The following is a 17,138-nucleotide window of genomic DNA, read 5'->3' as shown; positions in this document are numbered from 1 at the left end:
CAAATTTTAATTACCCGCAACCGGGAATACAGGAAACAATAAATTGGTATTACTTACAAAAGCTAAATGCTTACTGTCTGGCGTCCAGGATGGGGTATTTATAGTGCCCTGCCCGCCATAAAGATAGGCAACAACTTTTGATGGGCCACCGCCTACGGGCATCAACCTAAGATAAACATGCTTGTAAAAGGGATGATCACTCGGCGTAACTTCATTTTTCAAAAAGGTAATATACACTATCCATTTACCGTCGGGCGAAATGTGCGGGAACCAATTGTTATAATCGTCGTTTGTTATTTGGGTTTGTTCGCTTCCATCAGCCTTCATGCGCCATACCTGCATCAGCCCACTTCTTACAGAGTTAAAATAGATATATTTCCCATCAGGCGAATACTCAGGGCCATCATCCAGACCGGGTGAGGTGGTTAGCCTTTCCTCCGCGCCGCCCGCAGACGGGATGCGATAGATATCATATTCGTTATTTCTCGATCCACAGAAAACGATGTATTTACCATCAGGCGACCAGCCATGCATATACGATGGACCAATCTCGTTCATTCGTCTTGGCTCCCCTCCCTTTGTGGACACCACCCATCCAATGGAATTGCTGGTTTTATCTGCGCTGCTTATTGCCAACCACTTTCCGTCGAATGAAAGCACATGGTCGTTATTGTTATTTTTTGCCGATCCGGTATTAAATACGGTTGGTGTATTCGTTTTCAGATCGAAGGTATAAAGCAGGCCCTCGCTGTTATAGAGCAAGCGTTTGCCGTCGTTCATCCAATTTGGCGCCTGCAATGATTTTGGCGACTGATAGATTATCCTGCTGTTCTGGCTTTCTAAATCAAGGATCTCGATATTGCTGCCCAGATATTGCTTATATGGCACCAGGTCGGCTGGGGCAGGCACCACTATTCGCACATTATTAAACGTGGCCTTTTCGGTAACAGTGGCATTGTGTGAGCAGATAAACAACCCCACATATACTTCGTCGCCTAAATCAACATCGCTTACTTCTTCGGTTACAAATAGTTCACCCTTTCGTGCTACCGACATGGTGTAAACATTCCCTTTACGTTCCAGCTGGATAACATCAGCATGTGTAAGTGTTGATTTTTCCTCTTCCGTTTCGCCGCCAACTGTTTTACGGAATTGCAATGACGTTAACCCATCGCCATGAACCACCGCATTCACGTGTTTTGAAGTTGAATCCAATGAAGTGCGGATCATTAGGCCGATCTTGCGGTGCATTTCAACGCCTTTGCCTATAAATGCCGCATTGGTTCGTAATATAAAATCGCCCTTAATTCTTTTCCATACAAAATGAAACCCATCTGCTTTGGCCCAAATATTACTTCCGGAACCTGATAAATTATAGACCTGTTCATGAGCATCGAATTGAGCAGTGCCCGGGTGCTTGATTACGCCTACATCGCTTTGGTTGTCAAATATGCCAACGGCATTTTGAGCGCGTACACGAGGAGCAAAAAAAGCAAAAGCCACAGTAAAAAGAAAAAAGTACAAGATCTTCTGTTTCATTGAATTTAGGTTTTGACAATGTGTAATCGGTTTACTAAGTTAGAAAACCAATTGTAAACCAAATAATACTTTTTTAACATTAATCCGCTTTTTGAATGGCCGAGTAATATTGTTACACGCAACTGTATAAAACAACCAAAGCCCCTGTTTTGAGGGGCTTTGCAGTATTGTTAAATATTCTTATCCGTAATTATTCGGTAACAAGTGCCGTTTCCTTTGGTACTTTAAATTCCTTTTTATCATCAACAATCACTTTGCAGTAGTCCGCATAAAATTCCTTTTTTGAATCGCGATACGAACTCACGGCGCCAATAAGGCTCAACAGCTTTATATAATAAAACGCGAGGTCAACCTGGTAAGGTTTAAAACCTGAACGCGCACTTTTAGGATACAGGTGATGATTGTTATGCCATTCGCCGGCCACGAAACCCGGCCAGATCTGGTTTATCGACATATCGGCACGGTTATAATCAACGCCCTCCTTACGCTTATCCTCGCCCTTACCATGCCCTTCAAAATTAAAGGTGCGCACCCCTACGGCCCAAAAACCTGCTGCTCCAAAAACAGCACAGGCCAAAGCAGGCCCACCTATTAAATAGAAAGCAGCAAACCAAAAGCTCCAGTTTAATATTATCCCGATAATGGTACGCAACGGAGGCGCCAATGTGCCCCATTTTTTATACTGGGCATAAGTATTGGTAGTAACGCCGGTATGCTTCATTAAGTTAACGCATTTTGCATAATCCTTTTCACTCATATTACGATTTATGGGCTGGTGATTTACATCAGCCAAAAAACAATATAAAAAACCACCCTGGGCATTATACGGATCGCCGGGCTGATCAGACAACGCGTGGTGCACATGGTGCGACACGGCGTAAATCTCTTCAGGAATTATTTTGAGGGTAAGGTTTTGTGTAAAAAAACGCCAGAATTTATTGGTAAATGTATAAGCGCCATGTGTACAATACCTGTGGTGCCAAATAGTACCATGAGTACCCATGAAAATCATACTATAAACAAACGCGACTACCAGACCGGTTATTGAGAAATATTTAAAAATAAATAAACCTAAAAAAGGCGCAAGGCACACTATCAGCATCCAGCTAAGAAATGAAAGCCAATTTTTTTTATCCTTAAACACATTCAACCTCGAAAAAAATTCCTTAAAAATTTGTTGTTGGGTAGGTTTCGAGAGATTGCCAGATTCATCCGTCCACCCGTAAGCAGGTGGTTCAAGTACCGTGTTTAAAAATGCCATTATAAATGGGGAAAGAGTTTAATTTATAGTCTAACTGTAATTAGAACACCGTAAAGTAGATATTATTTCATTAGTAAAAGCATTTAAAACACAACCATAACGAATACTTAACCCCAAATTCATCAAGAATTGTCATGATAATGTCTGTAAAACAGGCCTGAGGATACCTTAAAGGAGGATTTTATTGATTTTAAAAATCTTTAACAAACAGGAAAAAAATCGTCAAAAAAATTAAAATATTTTACGATTTATTAAGCGTAAGCGCCCATTAACGGCAGGTTGAAGTAAAATGTGCTACCCTTGCCAACTACTGATTTTACCGACAATTTACCACCATTTAGCTCAACAAGTTCCTTGCATAAAAGCAAACCGATACCTGTTCCCCTTTCGCCCGAGGTACCCGAATGAGAGAAGTGTGTATTAATGGAAAATAACTTTTCAATTTCGCTGCGGTTCATTCCCTTGCCCGTGTCTGTTACACTAACCACTATTGAATTACCCTCAATTTTTGTAGAGAGTTTTATGTTCCCCTTATTATCGGTAAATTTAATAGCATTGCTAACCAGGTTACGTAAGATAACTTTTATATGGTTCTCGTCGGCAAGTACAGATTGTCCTGCATAGGCCTGGTTAACAAATTCAATATTTTTTAATTGAAGATGATGCGTAAAGGTTTGCTCCATTTCAACCCCAAGCAAAAATATATCAACGTTGGTAGAATTTACATTTCTTCCTTTTATCTGACTTCCTGCCCATTCGGTAAGATTTGAAAGCGTTAACTCGGCCCCTTTAATTATCGGGGCTATCTCCTTCATTAAGTCGCCAACTTCACTTTCATTGAGATAGCCGTCGTTAAACATCTCAACAATATTGCTCATGTTAGCAACCGGGGTGCGTAAATCATGCCCGATAACGGCGAGCAATTTATCCTTAAGTCCGTTTACTGATTGCAGATCTGCTGTTTGGATTTCAATTAACTGTTTTTGATCCAACAGGGCATTATGCTGAATACCTAATTTGCTACTAAGTATCTTCTTTTGTTTATAAAGATAAAAGGTAACAAACAACAGGGATATTAATACCAATAAGGAAACGGACAAGATTAAAATCAACCGGGTTTGGGCTTTTATTTTAGCTTTATTTTCAATATCATTTGCCTCCATCAGCTTAATGCCCTCCAACTTTGAGTTTAGGGCATAATAGTTTTGTATAAGTTTTACGGTTTTTAACCTGGCCGACGCGCTTATACTATCATTCATTGCCGTATATTTCTTTTGGTACGCCAGTGCGCCCTGTAAATCATTTTTCAGCTCATAACTCTTCACCATAGCGTTATAAGCGCCTGCTTCCGCATCAACAACTCCAATACTGTCTGCAAGGCTCGCGCCCTTTTTTGCATAACTTATAGCAAGGTCATATTTATGAAGTTCATTGTTTATTAAAGCATATTCAACATACATTTTAGCCCGTAACCTTTTGTTGAATGTTTTTTTGCTGAGATCGTAAGCAACATCATCATAATCAAGGGCAGCGCGATAGTTTTTCTTACAGCGGTATATGCCTCCCAAACGTGCATATAAAACAGCTACGTTCCCTGTAGCATCAACGCTTAGGTTTAGCTTCAGTGCATATTGTGCGGTTACAATTGCCTTATCATAATTCTTTTCGGCAAAATAAACATACGAGCGTTGACTATGGACTTCGGCAATCCTGGTAGTATCATTTCCTGCAAGACTAAGCGATCTGTTTAACTCAACTAACGCTTGTTTATAATTTCCAAGATCAGCATAAGTACGACCGAGTGCATTGAAACAATCAGAAAGCTCCATAGGATGACTTAAGGACAGATAGTTTGTTGCTGAATTGAGATAGAATAAGCTTATGGTATAATAGGATTGCGACCAGTAAATAAGTCCAATGTTATAAAAACTACGGCCCATTCCTAATGAGTAGTTAGATTTTTGAGAAAGTAGCAAGGCGTTTTCCGCTATTTTACGCGCAGAATCAGGTTCGCTTAGGAAAATATCATAAGCTACGTTATTTAAATTATCTATATCAGCATGTGACGACGAAGCCTTACCACCAGCGATATGACTTCGCTGACCCGGTTGGGCAATAGATAGTTTAAAGATTAGCAGAAGTGATAATAAAATTATAAAACCTCTCATGGGCATTAATACGGTATTAAGCTAGCAAAGGTTGTTGTGAGCATTAAGCTTACCATCCGCATAGATCTGCAAGAATTCAATCGCTAAAAATCAGTTGCTTGCAACAATTACATGACATATGCCCTGTACTGCAACATTTGTATGACAGGGCGGCAAATTATTAAACCGGAGACTTATATTCATGGACGATAAGCAGTTATAAGCTTTTTTGATATGAAAACTCCCCTACTTTCCTTTCTTTTTTTGAGTCTGTTTTGTGTAACAGCATTTGCACAACAAACCCCGAAACCACCGTCGCGCGAGGTTTTTGGAGTAATAGTCGATAGTACGGGCACCGTGCCCGCTGTTAACGTTAAGCTTACCTCCGCCACAGATAGCGTTACTGTAACAAGTAACCTTAAGGGTGTTTATGACTTCCCCATTGTCAAGTCGAAAAACTTCAAAATAACGGTTACGGGAGTGGGATATCAAATATTTACCCGAAGGTATGTTATGGAAGACGGCACCAAGCCGATAAAGCTGGATCCGATAAAGCTAAAAGTGCAAACCAATATGCTTAATACAGTTACTGTAAACGCGGTTATCCCGATCACTATTAAGGAGGACACTATTGAATATAAAGCAAGTGCCTATAAAGTGCGCGAAGGATCGCCTGTCGAGGATCTGTTGAAAAAACTGCCGGGAGTTAGCGTTGATGCTAATGGTAATGTGACGGCTCATGGCAAGCTGGTATCGAAGGTGCGCGTAGACGGAAAAGATTATTTTACCGGGGATGTTCAAACAGCCACTCAAAACTTACCTGCTGATATTGTGGAGAGTATCCAGGTAATTGATGATTACGGCGACCAGGCCAATTTAACCGGCATAAAAACGGGAGATCCGGACAAGATCCTGAACATCACTATACAAAAAGGTAAGAAGAAGGGCAGATTTGGACAAGGTACAGTTGGCGCCGGCAATGACGGTCGCTACCAGGCCAAGTTATCAGCCAATTCATTTAATAACGACCAACAGATCTCATTACTTGGCACCGACAACAACAATAACACGAATGCCTTTAACCTTACCCAAGCCGGCGGCAGCGGAGGAAGGTCGGGCAGATCGGGAGGAGGAGGCAGCAGCGATGGTGGGGTCAGTACAGCAAATGGCATTACAGATAATAAATCGCTGGGCTTAAATTACCGCGATGCCTGGGGCAAAAAGATCACCATTTATGGCAGCTATAGTTTTGCTGATAAAGACACCAAATCAACCAGCACGTCGCAACAACAGGATGTTTTCCAATCGGGAGCCTTAATCAATAATGATAACACCATCGACCAGAATCATAGCATCAACCATCGTTTTGATTTTAATATGGAATATAAGATCGATACCTTGAATTACCTGAAGTTCAACCCTAATTTTTCTTATGGCTCATCAAATGATAATAACAGCGATATTTTCAGCAATATGCGTAACGGAGCAACAGTTAACGGAACTGAATATTCGTTAACTAATAGTTCGGCCCCAAGCGGCGGCGCAACCTTGCTTTTTAACCACAAGTTCCACACAAAGGGGCGCAACTTGAGCATTAATGCCAGCTACAGTTATTCAAACCATACGCAAGATTTTAACGACAAGTATACCACCGTTCAGGATAGTATTGTAACGCCGCTATATCAGCAAATTAATACCAACAGCAATTCAAGCAAATTTAACCTGCATTTTTCTTACCTCGAGCCCCTGGGAAATACTACTTACCTGGAAGCAAATTACTCGTACAGCTACACCAATACAGATAACGACAAGTACAATTACAGGATAGACCCTGCAACTGGTGCGCAAACCTACGTGGATTCATTGAGCACACTGTATAATTACCAGTTTGTTACCAACCGCTTTGGCTTGAACTTACGTGGTATAAAGACGAAATACAATTATACTGTAGGGTTATCGGCGCAACCGGCAACGCTAACCGGGGAGTCGCATAGTTTTCATACATCCACAAGCACGTTTAACATTGTGCCAACCGCCAGGTTTGTATACAATTTTGAAAGAAACCATTCGCTTACCATAAACTACAGTGGTAACAGCAGTCAGCCAAGCTTTGCCCAGCTACAGGAACAACCCGATTACTCAAACCCGCAGAATGTTGTTTATGGCAATCCCAATCTTAAGCCATCTTTCAGCAACAGTATCAATTTCAGGTATAACCAGTTTGATATTGCAAGCGGGAATTCGTTATTTACCAACCTCAGTTTTAACACCATCGAGAACCAGATTGTAGGCAATTCGTCGCCCGTTGCTTCTGATAACGGAACAAGCGGAACGGTAGCAACCAGCACCAAACAGGAAACCCATTACCTAAATACCAACGGCTATTACTCAATGAACGGCAATTATTCGTTTTCAAAACCATTTGATAACCGCAAGTTCACCGTAACAGTTAATGGCAGCGGCGCTTTTAATAACAACGTGTCTTACATTGAAGATGAACGCAACCTGGGCAAGAACTGGGTATTTAACCAGGGTGCAAAGCTGCGGGTTGATATCGATAGTGTAATGGATACCGAAGTAAGCGGTAATTACAGCATCAATACAACCAAATACAGTTTACCATCGTCTATAAGTACAAATGCCAGAACATGGACTATCGGACTTGACGGGCGCAGTTACTTTTTCTACAACTGGATCCTTGGGTATAACCTTGTGCAAACCATTAACCATGGGTTCAGCAGTACGGTAAAGGCCAACCCTACCCTGCTAAGTTCGTATATTGAATGCCAGTTCTTGAAAAAGAACATTGCCTCTTTACGTTTCCAGGCCTTTGATTTGTTCAATGAAAATACAGGGATAACCCGTTCCGTTAGCGGAAACCAGATCATAGATACCCGCACCAACCGATTGGGCCGTTATTTTATGCTGACATTCACGCTGCGTCTGCAAAAATTTGCCGGCTCACAACCTAAAGGCGGCCGCGGTGGTGGCGGAAGACGCGGCGGTGGCTTTGGCGGCGGTGGAAGAAGAAACGGATAAATAATATTCATTAGATATGACAACGGCTTTTACATAGCGATGGGTTTAAAACCCATCGCTATAGATTAATTTTTCATATCCGAGACCTATTTCCCAACTTGAATATTTCTGGTTATCCGATAGGCTTCCTGATTTTATTTTTTGAATTTGATCTAACATCCGTTATATTGGCTGAAACCAATTGATGTGAAATATAGCCTGCTTTTACTTTTAATACCCCTTTTTGCAACCACTTGCTTTGCACAGGACACTGTGGAAAAGAAAAACTGGATTACAAACTCGGTGATTGAAAGATACAAAGTGCTAAAAACCGATCCGCAAACCAGGGTTGGTGCATACAAAGCTTTTTACAGGCGGCGCGTATTAGTAGCCGATGGCTTTTACACTAAAGGCACCAAAACCGGGATGTGGAGCTTTTATGATAACGATGGCAAGCTTGCTGAAAAGTTTGATTATGATAAGAATCAATTTATTTTCGAAGCCCCTTTGGATACAAGCACGGATATTCAGTACAGGTTTGATGCAGTTATCGATAGCGGCATGCGGGTTACCCGTCCACTGAGGATCGGCGGTATCTACTATGGATTTATTCCTTACGTCAATTTTTTCAGGCTGCCTTTCGACACAGAGGGTATTAACCTTGATTATTTTGATGCAGTTGTTGAGCTACTTGTTAGCCCCGGCGGCAGGCTCGCCGACTACAAGGTACACATTGTTTCCAAGGCCTATCAATATAATCAAACCATTAATTTTTCACCGAGCCTGTTCAGCGAAGAAGACAAGCAATTTTTACCGGCAACCATAAACCGGCAACCTGTGCTTGCGCGGGTGTTTATTCATTGTGCGCTAAATACGGATGGAACAATAGACTTTTTTTAATTGGTTCATAGAACATAGTTCATGGTTCATAGAACATAGTTCATGGTTCATAGCCGCTGCGTTTTGCTTTTTTACCATAAACTATGATCCATCAACTATGAATTCACGAATTCGTCACATTTTTTCCAGCCTTAGTCACATTTTATTTTCTATTAGCGCCAATCATGGTAAGCTTGTATCATGAAATTCAGGAACATAGAAATCAGCATTGCAACTGTTTTATTATTGATAGCCATTTATAGCCTATTTGGCTCAGTTAACATCTATTGGACCGGACGCTATTCGGAAAACGCCTGGGGCATGGTCCGTTTCAGGGAGAAAGGCCTCCATTTCAATTTCTTTGTAAACTATATGCTCCCATTTATCATAGTTTATGTAACTGTATATGCCTCATTTATTTGGGTGGCCTGCTCCCTGCCTAACAAATTCATCACTGCACAAAAGTGGTACAATGCTTTATTAACCATTATTGCGGGCATACTAGTTACCTGGGGGCTTTTTGTTTTAAAAGATTGCCTTGACAGGCCTTACGACGACAATGTACTGCCTGACTCGCTGTTCAGGGAATTAGGTGTAGCCGTTGCCGTAAATACGGCAATAGTTGGGTACGTAATTTTTAAACAGTTTGTATTTTGGGCATTAACACTGAAACAGGTAAAGGCTTCCTGGAAAACCAATACTATTGTTACCGATATTATTTGGTTTTTATTACTGTGGGGAATTGCCATGTTTGGCATTGCTGTGTTTGAGCCTTACTGGGGGTTTGCCTTCTTCCTGGCGCTCATTATCCCCTGCTGTTTTATAATCTACCTTGTTTGTTTTTATCACATTATTCCCAAATATTACCAGCAGAACGAAAAGGGCCCGTTTTGGTTAACAATCGTGCTTATCTCGCTGGCTATAAATATTCCCTTCAATGGCGCATATTCGGCCAGAGCGTCATACTCCGGGATAAGTTTCGTAGTGCTATTTTCCTTCATCTGGATGATACAAATTGCTGTTATCGTCCCCATTAGCCTGTATTTGTATAAGGTAAAACGCGAAAGAAGCGCTGAACTTAATAACTTAAAAACAGAACTAGGTACATCAAATGCAGGGCTACAGTTTCTACGTTCGCAGATCAATCCTCACTTCTTATTCAATGCATTAAACACATTGTATGGCACCGCCTTAATGGAAAATGCAGAAAAAACCGGCGAGGGTATCCAGAAGCTGGGCGATATGATGCGTTTTATGCTGCACGAAAACAACCAGGACAAGATTGCGCTGAGCAGGGAGATCAATTACCTGCATAATTATATCGATCTGCAAAACCTCCGCATAGCTTCATCACCCAACATTAATATTGAGATCCTGATTGAGGATATCATCGGCTACTATGAAATTGGCCCGATGCTACTGATTCCGTTTATTGAAAATGCCTACAAGCACGGCATCAGCCTGAAGGAAAAATCATGGATAAAGGTAAACCTGTTTAAACAGGACGATACCCTGCACCTTGACGTGCATAACAGCATCCACCCCGAAAAAGAAAACGACCCAGAGCGCTACCATTCCGGAACCGGCCTTGACAATGTAAAACAGCGCCTGCAATTATTATATCCGCAAAGGCACGAACTGGTTATCCGGAAAAACACACAAGAGTTTTTTATTCATCTATCCCTTACACTAACTGCCCAAAAATCTTAAAACATGAAAAAGACAATTACCTTAATGGTCATCACATTGGTGGCCAGCCTCAACAGCTTTGCCCAATTTAAAATAAGCGGGCGCGTTAAAAACTTTAAAGGCGTTGATTCAGTAACCTTAAATATCCCATTAGTATATGGTTATTACAGTGAAAATGATACCAGGATAGCGATCAGCAATCAAGGGGAGTTTGATAGTAAAATTGCACTAACAACACAAAAATTCGCTACGCTTCGTTACAAAAACTTAATGACCACGGTTTTATTAAGTCCGGGAAAATCGCTTAGTTTATTAATTGATTCGGCGGGGAAAATCACCGGCTTCAGCGGCACGGCCGCTGAAGAAAACAAGCTGCTTTACCAGGCAAAACTGAATGAGCCACCGTTCTTTTTGCAGGGCGATTATAAAAACAACCCTTATGCAAAACTTTCTCTCGCTGATTTGCAGGAAAAATTAGTAAAACCCTGGTTCAGCATAAGGGACGAAAACATTGCACGGGTACATAAATCAGCACTAAACACAAACGATAAACAACTGATCGAATCGGAGATCTATTACCAGGCTTATAATGAGCTAAATTATTTTGCCCGCGGTGTAATGCCAGCCGATAAAAAAAAGGTGGGCGAATTTATCATAGCAAATTTTGACGGTCTTCAACCCGAACCGAAGATCTTTCCGGCCGGGCCCTGGTTTTACAACTTTGTTGAAACCTATATCAGCTATTTGGATACCAGGATCTTTATTCAATATGAACCAACAGACGCGCGCAGCAAAGAGGCGTTCCTGAAAGTATACCATATGTCCCTTGATAGCGCGCTTGCCGTGGTTAAAAGAAATGGGAAAAGTTATATCCACTGGTATTTGATGAAGCAGTATTTCAGCAAAAGCGTAGCCGAACAATACCTTGCCCAAACTATCTGGAAGGAGTGCGGCGAAAAAGATATCACCCATGTTACACCGCTAATGGACGGCTTTAAAAGCAATTTCCCTACCAGCAGCTATATGGCAGTATTACAGCGTAAGGTAAATACGCTTGAATTACTTGGCAAACAAAACGAACAGCTCAAAAACATTGATGTATTTGCAGGTTATGAAAAAGTAAAATCTATTTACGAAGTGGTAAATACCTTTAAGGGAAAAGTAATATATTTAGACGTTTGGGGAACGTGGTGCGGCCCGTGCAAAAGGGAGCTGACCTTTAATCCACGATTGAAACAACGCTTTAAGGATAAGGATGTTGTATTTGTGTACCTGGATATGGATGCTGACGAAAAGGACGCCGACTGGAAAAAATTCATTCACCTGAACGGGATAACCGGCACGCATTTGCGGAAAAGCAATACGGAGATCCAACAGTTTTGGGAAGAGTTGTTGCCCGGCAAAAAGGAACGGCTATATCCAAGCTACTTTATTTTTGATAAAACCGGCAAGCTGGTTCAGGCCGATGCCAAACAACCCAGCGACGGAGAAGAACTTTATACCGAAATAGAAAAATACCTTTAATGATAAAAGCCATAGCCATAGATGACGAACCATTTGCACTGGAAGTGATAAAATCGCTGGCTGCCAAAGTACCTTTTATGGAGGTAGCTGAATATTTTACTGACGCCTTTAAGGCGATAGACTATTTGGCTAAGGAACCTGTCGACCTGATATTTCTGGATATTAAAATGCCGGATATCTCCGGGATCGAATTGATGGAAAGTCTGCAACAAAAACCATTGGTTATTTTCACTACCGCCTATGCTGAACATGCAGTAACCGGCTACGAACTGAATGCCATTGACTACCTCCTGAAACCCTTTGCCTTTACCCGTTTTCTGAAGGCCTGCCATAAGGCTAATGAACAGCTGATGTTAAGGCAAAAAAACGCACCTGTTGTTGATAGCATTTTTATAAAAGCCGGCTACGAACAAATAAAGATAGTTTTTAATGAATTGCTTTACCTTGAGGGGGCAGGTAATTACATGAGCTTTATTATGAATGATGGTCGCAGAATAATGTCAAGGCTAACCATTGCAGAAGTTATTTCTCTATTACCGGGTGATGTTTTTGTGAGGGTACACCGCTCTTACATTGTTAACAAAACCAAAGTTGACAGGATTGAAAGGCATCAGTTGCACATTGGGCAGGTGGCGGTACCTGTTGGCGGGGCGTTTGATGGAAAAATATTGTTGTAAGGGTAGAGACGCAAAATATTGCGTCTCTACAAATTTACAAACTCCTTTTAATTCCCATTTCCAGTCCCCTTAGTTCGGCCAGTCCCTTTAACCTGCCAATTGCTGAATATCCGGGAAAGGTATTATACCTGAAATCATCCAAAAGCTTGTGCCCATGATCCGGGCGCATTGGGATGGCAACATCTTCCCTCCCGCTTTCTGCACGACGTTTTTGTTCCAGTATAATATTTTTCATAACGGCATACATATCTGTGCTGCCGCCAAGGTGATTTGCCTCATAAAAGCTTCCGTCGGCTTCCCGCTGTACATTGCGCAGGTGCAGGAAATGGAAATGCGTTCCGAGTCTGCTCACTATTCCCGGCAGGTCATTATCTTCCCTTGCTCCTAATGAACCGGTGCAAAACGTAAGTCCGTTACTGCGTGATGGGGCTGCGCCAACTACAAACTCCAAATCCTCTTCTGTTGAGATTATCCTCGGTAAGCCAAATATCGGGAACGGCGGATCGTCCGGGTGAATGCACATTTTTATTCCCATTAGCTCAGCTTCCGGAATAATAGCCTGCAGAAAATAAGCAAGATTTTGCTTAAGCGCTGCGGCATCAATTTCCTTGTATTTTTCTAAATGACCGTTAAACTCTGCAATGGTTAAAACCTTATCTGTTCCGGGCAAACCTGCCATTACATTTTTGGTGAGCGTTTTTTTTGCATCATTATCGATACTATCTAAATATGCCTTCGCTGCTTTTTGCTGATCGACCGAAAATTCGTCAAATGCTGCTGGTCGCTCTAAAATATACAGGTCAAAGGCAGCCAGCGCAGGTGCATGGAACCGCAAAGCAGATGCACCGTTTGGCAGGCGGTAATCTATATCAGTACGTGTCCAATCCAATACTGGCATAAAGTTATAACATACCGTTTTTATGTTTGCCTTGTACAGGTTTTTTAAAGTGGCAATGTATTTTTCAATATATTCATCGCGCTGCGGCCCGGCTGTTTTTATGCTTTCATGAATATTGACACTCTCCACCACCGACCAGGTAAGCCCGGCGGCCAGGATAATATTTTTCCGTGTTTCTATCTCATCCAAGCTCCATACTTCTCCGCTTGGAATATGGTGCAGGGCGTTTACTACGCCGGTAGCTCCCGTCTGACTAACTGTTGTTAACGTAACCGGGTCTGCGGGACCATACCAGCGGAATGTTTGTTCTAAATTGCTGAACATAGGTTTATATTATTTGCGTTAAAAATAGCTATATAGAATCAACATGGTAATAAAAAGAGCCGGAAAAATTAACCTCCGACTCTTGTATTTTAATTCCTGATTTTAAGTATTACCAGAACACGGTATACAATGTAGTAAGAATGACAGCAATTACTATGGCTCCAATTGCAAAGCTTCTGTTCGTTTTAAACATCTTTACATCTACTTCTAAACCATTGGTTAGTAATCCTTTAGCATTTTCCATCATTGATATAACATACATTCCTACGATACAGATGATAAACACAAAGCCCATCCTATCCAAGAAAGGAATTTCATATACGTGATCAGCATTTAGTTTTGAAAAACCATACGGCGACAGGAAGGAAAGATTAGTCCAGTACGGCAAAAACTTAAATATTATAGCGAACACTAAACCACCTATGGTTGCGAATAATGCAGCATTTGAAGTTGCTTTTTTCCAGAAGAAACCTAAAATAAACATGGCAAATATACCCGGCGAAACAAAGCCTGTATATTCCTGTATATATTGGAAGCCCTGTTTTCCTTCGCCCATTAGCATGTCTCCGATTACAAAGGATAACAACACGCCTAAGATCATAGCTACCACTACAGCTATTTTACCTGTGTTCACCATGTTCTTCTCTGAGGCTTTGGTATTTATTGCCTTTTTGTATATGTCCAATGTAAATATCGTAGCTATACTATTTGCTTTACCTGCTAATGATGCTACAATAGCTGCCGTTAGTGCCGCAAATGAAAGCCCTTTCAGGTAATTCGGCAGCAAATTAAGAACCGATGGATAAGCTTTATTAACATCTAAAACACCTTTTGAGCTTAACATTTCCTGGTGAAACATACCCTTTTGATAAAGCACGTATGCTGCAATCCCAGGCAATACAACTATCACAGGCATAAGCAATTTCAGGAAGGCAGCGAAAAGAATCCCTGACCGGGCTGTTTTGAGGTCAGCACCCAGCGCCCTTTGTGTGATGTATTGATTACAACCCCAATAATTTAAATTGGTGATCCACATACCGCCAATAAGTACCGAAAGACCCGGCAAGTCGAGATAGTTCCCATTGTCCTTCTTAAATATCATATGGAAATGATCACTGGCATCCGCACGCAGTATTTTAAACCCATTCCAAAGACCAGTTGTACCAGATTTTTCGCTTATCAAATGAAGTGCAATATACGTAGCTGCCAGTCCCCCTAATACAAGGAAAAATACTTGTATAACGTCGGTATAGCCAATAACCTTCATGCCTCCCAGCGTGATAACTATTGAAAAAATGGCCAACAGCCCGATCACCAATTTAAGGTCTAACCCAGAAATACCTGCTATCGCCACGCCGCCCAAATAAAGTATCGACATGAGGTTCACAACGATATACAACATTAGCCAGAAGATAGCCATGATCATGGCTACTGTGCCATTATACCGCTGGTGAAGAAACTGCGGCATAGTAGCTATCTTATTTTTAAGATAAACAGGTATAAAAAACACAGCTACAATTACCAGTGTAGCAGCAGCCATCCACTCGTAGGTACTAATGGCAAGCCCCATCTTAAAGCCCGAACCGCTCATCCCCACCATCTGCTCGGCAGAGATATTCGAAGCGATCAACGACGCGCCTATCGCCCACCATGTTAATGAACCTTCTGCTAAAAAATAACCTTTGGAAGTACCGTCGCTGGTATTTTTACGCTGGTATACCCACCAGCCATAAAACGATACAATTACAAAGTAGACAAGGAACACGGTCCAGTCGCCGAGAGATAGGGTTTTCAAGCTCATATTTAATTTAATTAGATTTTTTATATGTTGGTTTGACAATTATAAACTATATATATCTATTTATCAAATTTTCCAGATATTCTTGTTTACCACTTGTCGTTTTTGGATCTCCATTGTCTATTGCATAGGCTCTCAAGTCCTCAAGCGACAGCTTGCCTTCTTCAAATTCCTTGCCTTTTCCGGCGTCAAACGAAGCATACCTATCTTTTCTGACCTTTAAATAGTCTGATTTTTGAAGGATGTTATCCGCAGTGATCAATGCTCTTGCAAAAACATCCATTCCGCCAACATGGGCATAGAAAAGATCAGCAGGATCAGTAGAGTTACGACGAATCTTAGCATCAAAATTTATACCTCCGCCCTGGAAACCGCCTGCTTCCAGTATGATCATCATAATTTCTGTAACCTCATTGATATCATTCGGGAACTGGTCGGTATCCCAGCCGTTCTGGCTATCACCGCGATTAGCATCTATCGAACCTAATAAACCTGAATCAGCAGCTACCTGTAGCTCATGCTGGAACGTGTGGCCGGCCAGTGTAGCGTGGTTAACCTCTAAATTCAATTTAAAATCATTCAACAGGTCATATTTCTGCAAAAAGCCGAATACAGTAGCTGCATCATAATCATATTGATGCTTGGTTGGCTCACAAGGTTTTGGCTCGATAAAGAATGTTCCTTTAAAGCCTTGTTTCCGTGCATAATCCTTAGCAGTATGCAAGAATTTTGCAAGATGCTCCTGCTCGCGCTTCATATCGGTGTTCAGCAAGCTCATGTAACCTTCTCTTCCCCCCCAAAAAACATAATTCTCGCCGCCAAGCGCAATCGTAGCATCAATTGCCGCCTTTACCTGTGCACCGGCATGGCTCAACACATGAAAATCGGGATTTGTTGCTGCACCATTCATATACCTGCGATTGCTGAACAGGTTAGAAGTTCCCCAAAGCAATTTCACCCCGCTGGCAGCTTGTTTCTGTTTGGCATAGTCAACCAACGCCTGTAAACGGCGGTCGTTCTCATTTACGTCGTTGCCATAGTCAACTACATCAACATCATGAAAGCAATAGTAGTTCATTCCCATTTTGGTGATGAATTCGAAGGCTGCGTCCATTTTGTCCTTGGCACGTTCAACAGGATCGGATTTTTCATTCCATGCAAAAATGTGGGTCGGTTCACCAAACGGATCAGCGCCGTTCCCAACAAACGAATGCCAGTAGGCGCACGCAAAACGTAAATGATCCTTCATTGATTTGCCGGCGACTACCCTATTTTCGTCGTACCAGCGGAATGCCAATGGATTATCTGATTGCTGACCTTCGTATTTTACCTGGCCAATGCCTTTGAAAAATTCCTTTTCGCCTAAGATGATGCTCATATTGAT

Annotated in this window: 11 protein-coding genes; 5 read left to right on the top strand and 6 right to left on the bottom strand. The window is 41.6% G+C overall.

Annotated features, from left to right (window positions below):
* Positions 1-6: 6 nt before the first annotated feature.
* The 3 genes from KXD93_RS20035 to KXD93_RS20025 all read right to left on the bottom strand — a co-directional run bounded on the left by KXD93_RS20035 (position 7) and on the right by KXD93_RS20025 (position 4,968).
* Entirely contained in the window at positions 7-1,539 is a 1,533-nt protein-coding gene (locus KXD93_RS20035; RefSeq protein WP_258139129.1) for a TolB family protein, read from the bottom strand.
* Between the two features lie 190 nt (positions 1,540-1,729).
* Positions 1,730-2,800 (bottom strand): fatty acid desaturase, encoded by a 1,071-nt coding sequence (locus tag KXD93_RS20030; RefSeq protein WP_258139128.1) that lies wholly within the window; start codon positions 2,798-2,800, stop codon positions 1,730-1,732.
* 251 nt (positions 2,801-3,051) lie between these two features.
* A complete protein-coding gene (locus tag KXD93_RS20025) occupies positions 3,052-4,968 on the bottom strand; it encodes a tetratricopeptide repeat-containing sensor histidine kinase (RefSeq protein WP_258139127.1) in 1,917 nt (638 codons plus the stop codon).
* A 213-nt stretch (positions 4,969-5,181) separates the two neighbouring features.
* Here KXD93_RS20025 and KXD93_RS20020 point away from each other — a divergent pair, with 213 nt between their 5' ends.
* The 5 genes from KXD93_RS20020 (at position 5,182) to KXD93_RS20000 (ending at position 12,734) form a co-directional block, all read left to right on the top strand.
* A complete protein-coding gene (locus tag KXD93_RS20020) occupies positions 5,182-7,986 on the top strand; it encodes a TonB-dependent receptor (protein WP_258139126.1) in 2,805 nt (934 codons plus the stop codon).
* Positions 7,987-8,172: 186 nt separating this feature from the next.
* Positions 8,173-8,865, top strand: coding sequence for a toxin-antitoxin system YwqK family antitoxin (locus KXD93_RS20015; RefSeq protein ID WP_258139125.1), 693 nt, complete (start codon positions 8,173-8,175; stop codon positions 8,863-8,865).
* Between the two features lie 180 nt (positions 8,866-9,045).
* Positions 9,046-10,554 carry a sensor histidine kinase gene (locus KXD93_RS20010; RefSeq protein ID WP_258139124.1) on the top strand — a complete coding sequence of 503 codons (1,509 nt, stop codon included), beginning with the start codon at positions 9,046-9,048 and terminating at the stop codon, positions 10,552-10,554.
* Positions 10,555-10,557: 3 nt separating this feature from the next.
* Positions 10,558-12,057, top strand: a complete 1,500-nt coding sequence (locus KXD93_RS20005; RefSeq protein ID WP_258139123.1) for a TlpA family protein disulfide reductase — start codon at positions 10,558-10,560, stop codon at positions 12,055-12,057.
* On the top strand, positions 12,057-12,734 hold the full coding sequence (locus KXD93_RS20000; protein ID WP_258139122.1) for a LytR/AlgR family response regulator transcription factor: 678 nt from the start codon (positions 12,057-12,059) through the stop codon (positions 12,732-12,734). Before KXD93_RS20005 ends, KXD93_RS20000 begins: the two co-directional genes overlap by 1 nt.
* A 34-nt stretch (positions 12,735-12,768) precedes the next feature.
* Here the strand turns inward: KXD93_RS20000 and uxuA are convergent, their stop codons facing one another.
* The 3 genes from uxuA to xylA form a co-directional block, all read right to left on the bottom strand.
* A complete protein-coding gene (uxuA, locus tag KXD93_RS19995) occupies positions 12,769-13,956 on the bottom strand; it encodes a mannonate dehydratase (protein ID WP_258139121.1) in 1,188 nt (395 codons plus the stop codon).
* A 109-nt stretch (positions 13,957-14,065) separates the two neighbouring features.
* A complete protein-coding gene (locus KXD93_RS19990; protein WP_373417368.1) occupies positions 14,066-15,751 on the bottom strand; it encodes a sodium:solute symporter family transporter in 1,686 nt (561 codons plus the stop codon).
* A gap of 52 nt (positions 15,752-15,803) precedes the next feature.
* On the bottom strand, positions 15,804-17,132 hold the full coding sequence (xylA, locus tag KXD93_RS19985; protein ID WP_258139119.1) for a xylose isomerase: 1,329 nt from the start codon (positions 17,130-17,132) through the stop codon (positions 15,804-15,806).
* Positions 17,133-17,138 lie beyond the last annotated feature (6 nt).

The sequence above is a fragment of the Mucilaginibacter phenanthrenivorans genome (assembly GCF_024721155.1).
GTDB lineage: Bacteria > Bacteroidota > Bacteroidia > Sphingobacteriales > Sphingobacteriaceae > Mucilaginibacter > Mucilaginibacter phenanthrenivorans.
Note: the sequence above shows the minus strand (reverse complement) of the source record. Positions and strands in the feature narration are given on the sequence as shown.

Excerpts from the sequence above, each read along its gene's own strand:
- KXD93_RS20025 (WP_258139127.1), bottom strand. The coding sequence starts at position 4,968 with ATGAGAGGTTTTATAATTTTATTATCACTTCTGCTAATCTTTAAACTA.
- KXD93_RS20035 (WP_258139129.1), bottom strand. The coding sequence starts at position 1,539 with ATGAAACAGAAGATCTTGTACTTTTTTCTTTTTACTGTGGCTTTTGCT.
- KXD93_RS20010 (WP_258139124.1), top strand. The coding sequence starts at position 9,046 with ATGAAATTCAGGAACATAGAAATCAGCATTGCAACTGTTTTATTATTG.
- KXD93_RS20030 (WP_258139128.1), bottom strand. The coding sequence starts at position 2,800 with ATGGCATTTTTAAACACGGTACTTGAACCACCTGCTTACGGGTGGACG.
- KXD93_RS20005 (WP_258139123.1), top strand. The coding sequence starts at position 10,558 with ATGAAAAAGACAATTACCTTAATGGTCATCACATTGGTGGCCAGCCTC.
- xylA (WP_258139119.1), bottom strand. The coding sequence starts at position 17,132 with ATGAGCATCATCTTAGGCGAAAAGGAATTTTTCAAAGGCATTGGCCAG.
- KXD93_RS20000 (WP_258139122.1), top strand. The coding sequence starts at position 12,057 with ATGATAAAAGCCATAGCCATAGATGACGAACCATTTGCACTGGAAGTG.
- KXD93_RS20020 (WP_258139126.1), top strand. The coding sequence starts at position 5,182 with ATGAAAACTCCCCTACTTTCCTTTCTTTTTTTGAGTCTGTTTTGTGTA.
- uxuA (WP_258139121.1), bottom strand. The coding sequence starts at position 13,956 with ATGTTCAGCAATTTAGAACAAACATTCCGCTGGTATGGTCCCGCAGAC.